This is a genomic window from Herminiimonas sp. Marseille-P9896 (assembly GCF_903993245.1).
Classification (GTDB): domain Bacteria; phylum Pseudomonadota; class Gammaproteobacteria; order Burkholderiales; family Burkholderiaceae_D; genus Oxalicibacterium; species Oxalicibacterium contaminans.
Window position 1 is genome coordinate 835,085 of record NZ_CAJEVT010000002.1, and the last position, 11,912, is coordinate 846,996.

Genomic DNA, 11,912 nt, shown 5'->3' on the forward strand with positions numbered 1-11,912 from the left:
GCTTCAGAAAGCGGAAGCCAGTGCGATTGCCTCGGCTTTTGCTTGTTCCAGCGTTTCTTGCGCATGTCTATCCCAGGTGTGCTCGACTTCTATGCTTAAAACTTCTGCTGCGCCTATGAATTTCAGCCAGAAATCCATGTAAGCAGCCTGGTGCTCGAAGCCTGGATTCATTGCGTTCTTGCCCTGGCTTTGACCACGTACGTGTATCACCAGCGCGCGGCTGATGTTCAGCAAGGGGCCGTATTGCGTGCCGTCGAAGCTGAATAGCAGATTGCGCTGGCTGACCAGGTCTATCAACTGCTTCAGCTTATACGGATAAGAAAAATTCCACATCGGTATACCCAGCACGATGCGATCGGCCCGGCGGAAACGCTGTACCAATTTTTCTATGCTGGTCCACGCAGAGTGCTCGGCTTCATTCAGCACTTCATGCGCCACGCGTTTGTACTTGGCGCCTATCGCCCGATTGTCAAAGTCGGGCAGATGCTCTTCCCACACATTCAGCGTATCGACTTCCATCCCGGGAAATCTCTGGCCATATGCCTGGATGAAAGCATGGCTGATAGAGATGGACGCTGACTGCTCTCCACGTGGAGAGCAGACTATATTCAACAAGCGCATGGTGCATGTTCCCGATACAAGAATTCAGTATGCTTTACACAGCAGCAGGATCAACTTTGTCGATGTCTATGCCGTAACGCTGTATTGCCTCTGTCAACTTGGCGCGCGGTATAGTGCCGTCGTCCGCCAGTACTTTCAGTGCCGCCAGTACGACGAAATGCCTGTCGACCTCAAAGAAAGTGCGCAGAGACTCCCTGGTATCCGAACGGCCGAAGCCATCAGTGCCCAATGCTATGTATCGCCTGTCGGTGATGAAGGGGCGGATCTGATCGCCGACTATCTTCATATAATCGGTTGCGATCACAACCGGGCCGCGACGGCTGGCCAGGCATTGCTGCACATATGGGATGCGCATTTCTTCGTCCGGATGCAGCATGTTCCAGCGTTCCGCAGCGAGACCATCACGCCTTACTTCGGTCAGGCTGGTTGCGCTCCAGATATCGCTGCTGACGCCGAAATCCTGTTCCAGTAAATCTGCCGCGGCGATTACCTCACGCAGGATGGAGCCGCTGCCCATTAGTTGTACATGCGGAGCTTTCGCTTGCGGGTTCGCGTGTTCGCGCAACAGATACAAGCCTTTAAGTATGCCGGCCTCCGATCCTTCCGGCATGGCCGGATGTTGATAGGCTTCGTTGAGTAGCGTGATGTAGTAGTAGATGTCTTCCTGCTCTACGTACATGCGCCGCAAGCCATCCTGAATGATGACTGCCAGCTCGTAAGAGTAGGTCGGATCATAGGAAATGCAGCTTGGGATGACAGATGACAGCACATGGCTGTGACCATCATCATGCTGCAAGCCTTCACCCATGAGAGTGGTGCGACCAGCGGTCGCGCCCAGCAGAAATCCGCGCGTGCGTGCATCCGCTGCGGCCCAGGCCAGGTCACCCACCCGTTGCAGCCCGAACATTGAATAGAAGATGTAAAACGGTATCGTCGCCAATCCATGATTGGCGTAGGCCGTACCCGCGGCTATCCACGATGAGATGGCGCCGGATTCATTGATGCCTTCCTGCAGGATTTGTCCATCCTTGGCTTCCTTGTAGTAGCTCAGTTGTCCGGCATCCTGCGGTGTGTAGAGCTGACCGACATAGGAATGAATGCCGATCTGGCGGAACAAGCCTTCCATGCCGAAGGTTCTGGATTCATCCGGCACGATAGGAATGATGAGCTTGCCGAGATGCTCATCCTTGAGCAGTGCGGTCAGGATGCGAACGAAGGACATGGTGGTCGAGACACCGCGTTCTCCGCTGCTTTGCAATTGGCTGGCGAAGGCAGACAACGGTGGTACCGGCAGCGCTTCGACCTTATTGAAACGAGCCGGGATGTAGCCGCCCAGCGCCTTTCTTCTTGCTGCTAGGTAGTGTGCCTCCGCACTATCCGGCGCTGGTCGCAAATAGGGCATGTCTTCCAGTTCTTCATCGCTGACGGGGAGGGCAAAGCGATCGCGGAAAGCGCGCACAGCATCTGCACTCATTTTTTTCAGTTGATGATTAATGTTTTGACCTTCTCCGGCTTCACCCATGCCAAAACCTTTCACGGTCTTGGCCAGTATCACGGTCGGCCGTCCGGTGGTACGTATCGCCTGGTCATAGGCGGCGTAGACCTTCTTCGGATCATGGCCGCCGCGCGCCAGTTTCCAGATCTCGTCGTCGGTCATGTCGGTGACTAGCGCCAGCAATTCGGGATATTTGCCGAAGAAGTGCTGACGTACATAGGCACCGTTTTGCGATTTGAAGGTTTGGTAGTCACCATCCACGCATTCCATCATGCGTCGCTGCAGCAGGCCGCTGCTGTCTTTCTCCAGCAATCTGTCCCACTCGCTGCCCCAGATGACTTTGATCACATTCCAGCCTGCCGCACGGAAGGTCGCTTCCAGTTCCTGTATCACCTTGCTGTTGCCACGCACCGGACCATCGAGGCGTTGCAGATTGCAATTGACCACGAAAATGAGGTTGTCCAGGCGCTCGCGTCCACCGAGGGAAATGGCGGCCAGCGATTCCGGTTGATCCATCTCGCCATCACCGAGGAAGGCCCAGACCTTGCGTCCTTGCGGCTTTTTCAATCCGCGATATTCCAGATAGCGCATATACCGCGCCTGGTAAGCAGCTGTAAGCGGACCAAGTCCCATCGACACGGTAGGAAATTGCCAGAAGTCTGGCATCAGGCGCGGATGTGGATACGATGACAGGCCGACGCGGTCCGATTCGCGCCGGAAGTTGTCCATCCGGGCTTCGTCTATACGTCCCTCTATGTAGGCGCGGCCATAAATGCCAGGTGCGGAATGGCCCTGGATGTACACCATGTCACCATCAAACTCTTCGGTGCGACCACGGAAAAAGTGATCGAATCCGACGTCATACATGACTGCTGCCGATTGATAGGTCGCAATATGGCCACCGACGTTGGAATGTTTGCCAGCACGCAACACCATGACCATCGCATTCCAGCGCACGTAGGCGTTCAGGCGACGTTCGATACCAGTATCACCAGGGTAGGCTGGCTGGCGCTGCCAGGTGATGGTATTGACGTACGGCGTCGTCACACGTCCATGCAAGTTGCCGTGCCGTGCCAGGTCGAGATCAGCCAGCTTGTCAAACAGATAGTGAGCGCGAGAGCGTCCTTCCACATCGATCACGGCATTCAGTGCGTCCAGCCATTCCTGCGTTTCTTGCGGATCGATATCGACTTCGGCTAACGGTTGATTCATGAAGCTCTCCCAGAAAATTTCAGACATACAGAGGCAGCTCGCAACGAGGCGAACGCGGCTTATTGGCGATGGCAGAAAATGAGTTGCAATTGCAATCGTATGGATGGCAATCCTACAGTGGTATCATTTCAATTGCAAATGCAATCGATATAAAAATAAGTCATTAAGGAGCCCAATGAATACGAACGAACCGGATCTGTGGTTCTCTTTTGTACGTACTCATCGCGTACTCATCAAGGAGATAGAGCGTCGTCTGGCAGATGCGGGGCTGCCGACGTATGCGTGGTATGACGTGCTGTGGGGACTGGAGAGCGGCAAGAACGGTACGCGGCGCATGCATGAATTGGCCGAGGCGCTTGCGATAGAGCGCTACAACCTCACACGTCTGATAGATAGGCTCGAACAGGAAGGATTGGTCACGCGTGCACGCTCGGCAGAAGATGGCAGGGCGGCTTACGCTACCATCACCACCGAAGGACGCGCGCTACGCAAGAAGATGTGGAAGGTATACGAAGCGACTGTCGCAGAACTTTTCCTTGCGCAGTTCAGTGATGAACAGCAGCGCTCCCTCGCGCATGGGCTGGATCAGGCAGCGCTTGCCGCGCGCGCCGCTGATTGATATAAAGCTGAACGCAGTTCCTGCGATTATCCGATCCGTGCTTCGCTAGGTGGATGACCGATGATGCGTTTGAAGGCGCGGCTGAAGGAGGCTTCCGAATCGTAGCCGAGGCGACTGGCAACGGTCGCCATGCGCATGCCTTCATGTGCAATCCAGTAGCGCGCCTGGAACATCTTTACGCGCGCGACATACTTGGCTGGCGTATCGCCGACCGCATTGGAAAATTTTTCCACGAAGCTGGAACGCGAAGCACCCATGACGCTGGCCAGTTCCGCGACCGACCATTCGCGTTCAGGCTGATTGTGTATCGCAGCCAGCACACGCCCGATCTGCGGACAACGCACGGCGGCAATCCAGCCGCTGGCACCGCTGGATGCACATTCAACCCATGCGCGTATGATGCTGGCCGCCAGCACATCGGCCAGGCGTGCCAGGATGCCGCAAGCACCAATACGATCGAGTGCCATTTCGCGCTCCATCATTTCCAGCATGACGAGGACAGCAGGATCGCGTTGCGCCAGGTCGCAGGCACGCATGACATCCGGCATCATCGCCAGCAGTGGATGCAAGGGGTCGAGATTGAAGCGCATGACACCGCCGAACAGGATGTGTGCCTTCGTCTCATCCTCTGTCGTGATCTGATGCGTGGGCTTATCGTCATTCAGCAGAAAAAGATTTTCTGAGACGACGGTGCGGGCCAGCGCATCGATGTCGATAGTCGGGACTTCCGGCGAACTCGCCAGTACATGAAACATGCCACGCGGCAGGAGCAGGGCGTCGCCCGGATTCAGGCGCATCCAGTCTGTGCTCTGGGTGCGTATCCAGCAATTACCTTGCGCGATGAAGTGAAAACTGGCTTCCCGGCGCGACGGAAAGGCAATTGCCCAAGGCTCATGCATGACGCAGCGGCCGTATTCAACGCCATCGAGGCGTAGGCCGAGCAGGATTTCAGTCAGGGTGTCGCGTGTGTCTTGCGCAGCGTTATTTGCATCCTTCATGCTCTTCATTCCTTTTTGGACGAATAGTCATGATATAGGATTTTAATGACATGGAAAGTCCAGGACCTTAATCGTAAGCTGTGCACTCTACAACTTTCCGAGTACCGCAATGAATGAAGCAACTTGCGCTGAATGCCCTGATTCTCAATACGTCAGCAGCAACAGTGAGACCTGCAGCACCGCTGTGAGTAGCAGCGCCAATTGGGCAGGCATAGCCAGCTTGGCACTCGGTGTCTTTGGCCTGGTGACGGCGGAATTCCTGCCTGCCAGTTTGCTGACCGCAATGGCCAATGATCTGGGTGTGTCCGACGGGGCGGCTGGTCAGGCGGTAACGGCGACTGCGCTGGTCGCGGCGGGTGCTGCATTGACGATTCCGCTTTTCACCCGCAATTTTGACCGCAAGCGCGTGATCCTGGCGCTGACTACCTTGTTGTTGCTGTCGAATGTGCTGGCCGTCACGGCGGATACACTTTCCGTCTTGCTGGTCTCGCGCGTGCTGCTCGGCATAGGTCTTGGTGGTTTCTGGTCGATGGCGGCAGCGCTGGCAATGCGCCTGGTGCCAGATCATTTATTCGCACGGGCAATGTCCTTGATTCTTACCGGCGTTTCTGTCGCCACCGTGGGCGCAGCACCTATCGGTGCGTATATGGGCAATTTGTGGGGCTGGCGTAGTGCGTTTGTCGCAGCCGGTATCGTGAGCGTGATTACCTTGCTGGTGCAGATCTTCGCGATTCCGTCATTGCCACCGAAGGACAATCCTAGCGTCAAGGTGATGTTTGAACTGCTACGCCGCACCAATATCCGGGTTGCCTTGTTTGCCGTACTGCTGGTGATTTCCGGACACTTCGCAGGCTTTACCTATATCCGTCCATTGATGGAGCACATCACGCATCTGTCGGTCAGCGCTATCTCTGCGGTATTGCTCGGTTATGGCATAGGTGGTTTCTTCGGTAACTTTGCCGGTGGCTTTATTGCCGAGCGCAGCGAGCGCTACGCTGTGGTGTGTGGCGGGGCGCTGATCGTTGTGCTGGCAGCGTCCTTGTGGATGGCGGGTAGTTCACCTGTGGTTGCGGCAGTCGCGATTGCGCTGTGGGGTTTTGCGTTTGGTGCATTCCCGGTCGGCTTCCAGACCTGGATAGTGCGGGCTGCGCCGGATCAGGCTGAAGCCGCGGGTGGGTTGATGGTTGCTGCATTCCAGATCGCGATCGCCAGCGGTGCAATTGGTGGTGGCATATTGGTCGATCATGTCGGTGCGCTGGGTGGTCCAATCTTCGCGACTGTGGCGATTACCCTGGGTACTTTGCTGACATTGCGTTATGGTCCGCGTCCGGTAAGGGCCTGACGCGTGGTGTTGCGGCGAGTAAATTAACGCTTGCCGCAACGCCTCTTTAAGCAAATCTTCATGCAGAATGTTCGTTTACTTCTTTCATAACCATGAACGACTGCTGAACGATGCCGCTAACCACCACCGCATTAGCCTACGATGAGCTCGCAGAACGTTGGCTGGACGATCGATTTGATCCGCTTAACGGGCTGACGCAACACGAGCGTGCATTACGCTTTCTGCCCGATGACGCTGAGGGATGGGCGCTGAATGTAGGATGCGGCTGCAACACGCGATTTAATTCCTTGATGCGTACGCATGGCCTGCAGATCGAGGGCATAGACGTATCCGCTCGCATGATAGAACTGGCGCGGGCAGCCGATCCTGCGTTGAGCCTGCACCATGCAGATGTCTGTAGCTGGCAGCCACCACGCACTTATCGCTTTATCGCCGCGTGGGACAGTATCTGGCATGTAGCTCTGAAGGATCAGCGTGCGTTGATGTTGAAGCTGATGCATGCGCTGGATGCGGGTGGTGTATTTCTCTTCACTGCGGGTGGGCTTGATGCCGAGGGCGAGCACGTCGATGCGTATATGGGCCCTGAACTCAATTACAGCACGCTCGGTATTCCGGGCCTGCTCAAGGTAATAGCTGAAGCTGGTTGCGTATGCAAACACCTTGAGTTTGACCAGTATCCACAGAAACATCTTGCCGTTATCGTGCAACGGGTTTGAGATGACAAGGGGTAGAGGGTTTATCTCTCCAGAGCTCCGACCCCTCGGCACGATCCGATACAGTGCAATCCCGATTTCGTTGTCATCTGCGTTCAATCCCTTTTTATTTCACGTGCCAGGACTTCACCGGTGCGTCTATCCAGCATCATTTTCACTTTGCGGTGTTGGCTGTCATAAGCTGTGACCTTGAGCAAAAGATCGCGTACTTCCGCTTTGCTGATCCGCAATCCTTGCGCGGTGACGCGGCGTTCCAGCTCTTCGTAGCTGAGCGTCTTTGCGGCAGGAATAGGTGTCAGCGTGCTTGCGCTTGCAACGGGTGCAGGTTGCGCTGACGCTGGTTTGGCTTGTACTGCAAAGGCAAGGGCCGCTAAGATGGCTACGATGACGGTGAATTTGATAACGTTCTTGTCCATTTGGGAACCTCTTTTTTTAAGTCTGCCGGATTGGCAGTTCCCGTTATACGCAAGGCTTGCTGACATCTGTCTCACCAGTAGCGTCAGGTAAATGTCAGCCAGGCTTTCTATATACTGTTGCCATGCTGAAAAAACTCTTCTTCCTGCTTTTCCTTTGCATCCCGATCGGGATGCCTTTGCTCGTATCGGGCAAGGACAAGGATCACGACGTCGCTTATGAAGCCTTGCAGCGCGGGCAGATTTTGCCCTTGTCGAAAATCCTGGCGCAAACCGCGACCCAGGTGTCCGGCGAAGTGATCAAGGTCGAGCTCGATAGCAAGCGGCTCGAGTACAAGCTCAAAGTGTTGAGTGCAAATGGGCTGGTGCGTAAAGTACGGGTCGATGCGCGCAACGGGACACTGCTGAGCATCAAAGACGATGATTGAAAGAGATCGCTGATGAGAGCCTTGCTGGTAGAAGATGATCCGGACGTTGGTCAGCACGTACACGATGCGCTGCAAGAAGCAGGCTTCGTGGTGGACTGGTCGCGCGATGGCAATGACGCCTGGTTCAAGGGCGACGTAGAGGAATTCGATGTTGCGATACTGGACCTTGGTTTGCCCCAGCTCGATGGCTTGTCGGTACTCAAGCGCTGGCGCGCTGCCAAACGTACTTTCCCGGTCCTGATCCTGTCGGCCCGCAGCAATTGGGCCGAAAAAGTGGAGGGCATAGAAACCGGTGCTGATGATTATCTAGGCAAACCTTTCGAAGTGGCTGAACTGATAGCGCGTACACGCGCGTTGGTGCGCCGTGCTGCAGGTCATGCCGATCCGGTCCTGACTTGTGGTGCACTGACGCTGGACACGCGCCGCATGACGGCGACGATAGACAAGCAGCCGGTGCGTTTATCGCCACTGGAATTCCGCTTCTTTTCATATCTGGCGCATCAGCCGGGTCGGCCGGTATCCGCCGGAGAATTGGCTGAACATTTGTACGGCGATAGTGACGGCGTTGATACCAATGCGATCGAAGCACTGGTGCTGCGCATGCGCCGCAAGTTCGGTGCCGACCTGATAGAAACGCGTCGCGGCTTCGGTTACATGTTGTCGGGGTCCGGCGATTGAGGGCGCATTCACTTCGTTTGCGGCTGTTATTGGCGGCAGCATTCGCGGTCCTGATTGCGATGCTGATCGCCTGGTTCGTGATGACCTGGCTATTTGCCCGTCATATCGAACGACGCGTGGCGATGGAGCTGGAAAATGAAGCGATTATCCTGCTCGCCGACCTGAAGCTGGACGCCAGCCAGGAACCGCAAGTCGATGAAGGCCCGGCCAATCCCCGTTTTAACCTGCCGTCCAGCGGGCTGTATTGGCAAGTCAGCAATGCACAGGGTATGCAGCGTTCGCGTTCACTCTGGGACGAGTCATTACCGCTACCCACACCCGTGCCACCACTCAGCGCCTGGCGTACTCGCAGCATAGATGGTCCTTTTGGTCAGCGTTTGTTCCTGCTCGAACGAAGCATCTCGCTGTCGCCTGATACGCCGCCTATCCTGTTGCAGTTGGCGCAAGACAAAGTGCTGCAATATGTGGCGCGCAAGGAATTTGGTCGCGACCTGGGTTTATTCCTCGCGATACTGGGCGCGGTACTGATTGCTGCTGCGGCCTTGCAAGTCAGTGTCGGACTTAAACCATTGCGCAAATTGCGGCATGAATTACTCAATCTGCAGAACCATCCTGCGTCGCGCCTGACCGATACCCACCCACGTGAGATTGCACCCCTGATCGATGCGATCAACCGCCTGGCCGATGCACGTGAAGCCGATCTGACTCGCGCCAAACGTCGTGCTGCTGATCTCGCACATTCATTGAAGACACCACTGGCAGCACTGGAAGCACAGAGCAATCGTGCGCGCGCCGCCGGTGCCAGCGAAGCCGCTGACGGGATTGAGCATGCGATTAGTGCGATGACAGCCGCCGTGTATGCTGAGCTCGGACGTTTGCGCGTGGATACGGTGCGCAACAATCTCTACGCCAGTGCGTCATCGCCGCAAGAAGCGGCGGAGCAGATAGTCGGTGTGATCGAACATACAGCGATAGGTGAGTCGCTCGTGTTCAATATCGACATTCCTGCATCCTTGCGCGTGCCGGTGCCGCTGGATGATCTCAAGGAGTTACTGGGAGCGTTGCTGGAGAATGCCGCGCGCTTTGCCCGCAGGCAGGTTTGCATGCGTGGCCAAATGGCTGCGGATGGCAAGGTTGAATTGCAGATAGAAGATGACGGGCTAGGTCTGGATGCGGCCACACTATACACACTCCAACATCGCGGCAAGCTGGACGAAGCTGGCCCCGGTCATCAAGGTTTGGGGCTGATCATTGCGCGTGATTTGGTAGAAGCCACCAATGGCCAGATACAGCTTGCGCATAGTGCGCTAGGCGGTTTGAAGATATTGCTGACCTGGTCAGCGCCACAGCGGACAGACTAATTTACGAGGTGACAGCAGTCACCAGATTATCTTGTCCGCTTCAGTTCTGTCGCGGCGATGGTTTTCAAATGCTTTCAGCATGAAATCGACCAGCGCACGCGTCTTGGCTGATAAGTGATTTTTGGTCGGGAACACGATGTAGATATCCGCCGTAGGGAGTTCCCATTCCTCCAGTACGACCCGCAACCTGCCTGAGCGCAGATAGGGTGCGATGTCCCATTCCGAGCGCACCACGATGCCATGTCCATCCAGTGCCCAGGTGGTTGCACATTCGCCGTCGTTGGCGCTGAGAGTGCCGCGTACTTTGACGGTTTCCTGTTTGCTGCCCGAGCTGAAATGCCAGCTGCCGTAGATCTCGTCGCTTTCACGCAGCAGGATGCAGTTATGGTTTTGCAGATCGCGCGGCACCAGTGGTACACCGTGCTTTTTCAGATAGGTAGGGGAGGCGCAGACCAGGCGACGATTGTCGGCGATCTTGCGCGCCGTGAGTCGCGCATCCGGTAACTGACCGAAGCGGATGTCGGCATCCAGTCCCTGTTCCACCAGATTGACTGGCCGGTCGGTCAGGTGCAGCTGTACTTCGACATCCGGGTATTCACGTGCAAACACAGAGAGTTGCGGCGTGATGTGCCTGCGGCCAAAACCAAAGGTCGCGCTGACTTTTAGCAAGCCTTTGGCAGTAATGTTGCCACCGGAGATGCGTTGTTCCAGCGCTTCCAGTTCGGTCACCAGGCGTGCACCGTCTGCCAGGTAGATTTCTCCTTCCGGTGTCAGGCTGATACGGCGTGTGGTGCGATTCAGCAAACGCACGCGCAGGCGACTCTCGAGTGCCGCCAGTCGCTTGCTGACCGAGGGTGGTGTGACGCCCAGTTCCTGCGCTGCTGCGGCGAGGCTGCCACGTTTGACCAGCAGGGCGAAAAAAGCCAGATCAGAGATACCGTCCATTGATTCCCAAAACGACCGAATGAATTAATTGTGTGGAAATTATATCTGCCGTGATTACGAATAGCATCTGGTCTCATATAAAAAACAAATCGGAGACAACATGAAGCTTCCTACGCTTATCGCGGCGGTCTTGCTACCGCTAGGCCTGAGTGCCTCATTTGCACATGCAGATAACTATCCGACCCGGCCGATCCGTTTGATCGTGCCTTACGCCCCAGGCGGTAGTGCCGACATCGTGGCGCGCCGTATTTCCGACGAATGGGGCAAAGCGCTCGGCGGCAGCATGTATATCGAAAACAAGGCCGGTGCGGGCGGCAATATCGGTGTGGATGCCGTTGCCAAGGCAGAGCCGGATGGCTACACGATAGGTTTGCAGACAGTGTCGCTGGCGATCAATCCATCCATCTTCCCCAAGATGCCGTACGACACTTTGAAGGATTTGGCGCAGATCAGCACGGTTGCGACATCGCAGCACGTACTGGTGGTCAATCCCAACTTCCCGGCCAAGAATGCCAAAGACCTGGTTGCACTGGCGAAGGCCAGTCCGGGCAAATTTAACTATGGTTCGGCTGGTAGTGGCAGCACCTTCCACATGTCTGCGGAATTGTTTAAATCAGTTGCAGCTGTCGACATCACCCACGTTCCTTACAAAGGTGGCGGTCCTGCTTTGATCGATACCATCTCCGGCCAGGTCGATATGTGCTTCCCGGTTCTCTCGGCAGCCGCACAGCATGTCAAAGCCGGTAAGCTGAATGCGATGGGCGTGACCGGGCCGAAACGTTCACCACTGATGCCGGATGTGCCTACGCTGGCTGAAGCTGGTGTACCTGGTTATAGCTTTGAAACATGGTTCATCGTCTTTGCACCTGCTGCAACACCCAAGCCCTTGATTGATAAATTGAATGCGAGTCTGGTGAAGGCGCTGAATAATCCGGTTCTGAAAGAAAAAATGATCAAGGAAGGTTTTGATCCTGAAACCTCGACTCCGGCTGAAGCCAGGGCGAAGCTGAGCAAAGAACTGGCGAGCTGGTCCAAACTGGTCAAGGAACGTGGTATCACCGCTGAGTAATACATGGTCGGCTGTTAT

12 protein-coding genes are annotated in these 11,912 nt (G+C 55.8%); 7 read left to right on the forward strand and 5 right to left on the reverse strand.

What is annotated here, in order from left to right; genetic code table 11:
* Positions 1–3 precede the first annotated feature (3 nt).
* Together H7U06_RS09365 and aceE are read right to left on the reverse strand one after the other, a co-directional pair.
* Entirely contained in the window at positions 4–621 is a 618-nt protein-coding gene (locus H7U06_RS09365; protein ID WP_175625856.1) for an FMN-dependent NADH-azoreductase, read from the reverse strand.
* Between the two features lie 34 nt (positions 622–655).
* Complete coding sequence (gene aceE, locus H7U06_RS09370; RefSeq protein WP_175625857.1) at positions 656–3,328, reverse strand: pyruvate dehydrogenase (acetyl-transferring), homodimeric type; 2,673 nt, start codon at positions 3,326–3,328, stop codon at positions 656–658.
* Positions 3,329–3,503: 175 nt separating this feature from the next.
* Here aceE and H7U06_RS09375 point away from each other — a divergent pair, with 175 nt between their 5' ends.
* On the forward strand, positions 3,504–3,947 hold the full coding sequence (locus H7U06_RS09375; RefSeq protein ID WP_175625858.1) for a MarR family winged helix-turn-helix transcriptional regulator: 444 nt from the start codon (positions 3,504–3,506) through the stop codon (positions 3,945–3,947).
* 26 nt (positions 3,948–3,973) lie between these two features.
* Here H7U06_RS09375 and H7U06_RS09380 read toward each other — a convergent pair whose 3' ends face one another.
* Positions 3,974–4,954, reverse strand: a complete 981-nt coding sequence (locus H7U06_RS09380) for an AraC family transcriptional regulator (protein WP_175625859.1) — start codon at positions 4,952–4,954, stop codon at positions 3,974–3,976.
* A gap of 100 nt (positions 4,955–5,054) precedes the next feature.
* On the opposite strand from H7U06_RS09380, the gene H7U06_RS09385 reads away from it, so the two are divergent.
* Both H7U06_RS09385 and H7U06_RS09390 read left to right on the forward strand, forming a co-directional pair.
* Positions 5,055–6,287, forward strand: a complete 1,233-nt coding sequence (locus H7U06_RS09385) for an MFS transporter (RefSeq protein WP_175625860.1) — start codon at positions 5,055–5,057, stop codon at positions 6,285–6,287.
* A gap of 110 nt (positions 6,288–6,397) precedes the next feature.
* Entirely contained in the window at positions 6,398–7,003 is a 606-nt protein-coding gene (locus H7U06_RS09390; RefSeq protein WP_175625861.1) for a class I SAM-dependent methyltransferase, read from the forward strand.
* 92 nt (positions 7,004–7,095) lie between these two features.
* On the opposite strand, the gene H7U06_RS09395 is transcribed toward H7U06_RS09390, so the two are convergent.
* Positions 7,096–7,416 carry a PepSY domain-containing protein gene (locus H7U06_RS09395; protein WP_175625862.1) on the reverse strand — a complete coding sequence of 107 codons (321 nt, stop codon included), beginning with the start codon at positions 7,414–7,416 and terminating at the stop codon, positions 7,096–7,098.
* 122 nt (positions 7,417–7,538) lie between these two features.
* On the opposite strand from H7U06_RS09395, the gene H7U06_RS09400 reads away from it, so the two are divergent.
* Genes H7U06_RS09400 through H7U06_RS09410 form a run of 3 tightly spaced genes read left to right on the forward strand, consistent with a single transcriptional unit; the run spans position 7,539 to position 9,880 of the window.
* Entirely contained in the window at positions 7,539–7,841 is a 303-nt protein-coding gene (locus H7U06_RS09400) for a PepSY domain-containing protein (protein WP_175625863.1), read from the forward strand.
* A 12-nt stretch (positions 7,842–7,853) separates the two neighbouring features.
* Positions 7,854–8,519, forward strand: a complete 666-nt coding sequence (locus tag H7U06_RS09405; RefSeq protein WP_175625864.1) for a response regulator transcription factor — start codon at positions 7,854–7,856, stop codon at positions 8,517–8,519.
* A gap of 29 nt (positions 8,520–8,548) precedes the next feature.
* Entirely contained in the window at positions 8,549–9,880 is a 1,332-nt protein-coding gene (locus tag H7U06_RS09410) for a sensor histidine kinase (RefSeq protein WP_254873198.1), read from the forward strand.
* Between the two features lie 18 nt (positions 9,881–9,898).
* Here H7U06_RS09410 and H7U06_RS09415 read toward each other — a convergent pair whose 3' ends face one another.
* Positions 9,899–10,825, reverse strand: a complete 927-nt coding sequence (locus tag H7U06_RS09415; RefSeq protein ID WP_175625866.1) for a LysR family transcriptional regulator — start codon at positions 10,823–10,825, stop codon at positions 9,899–9,901.
* 100 nt (positions 10,826–10,925) lie between these two features.
* Here H7U06_RS09415 and H7U06_RS09420 point away from each other — a divergent pair, with 100 nt between their 5' ends.
* Complete coding sequence (locus H7U06_RS09420) at positions 10,926–11,894, forward strand: tripartite tricarboxylate transporter substrate binding protein (RefSeq protein ID WP_175625867.1); 969 nt, start codon at positions 10,926–10,928, stop codon at positions 11,892–11,894.
* Positions 11,895–11,912 lie beyond the last annotated feature (18 nt).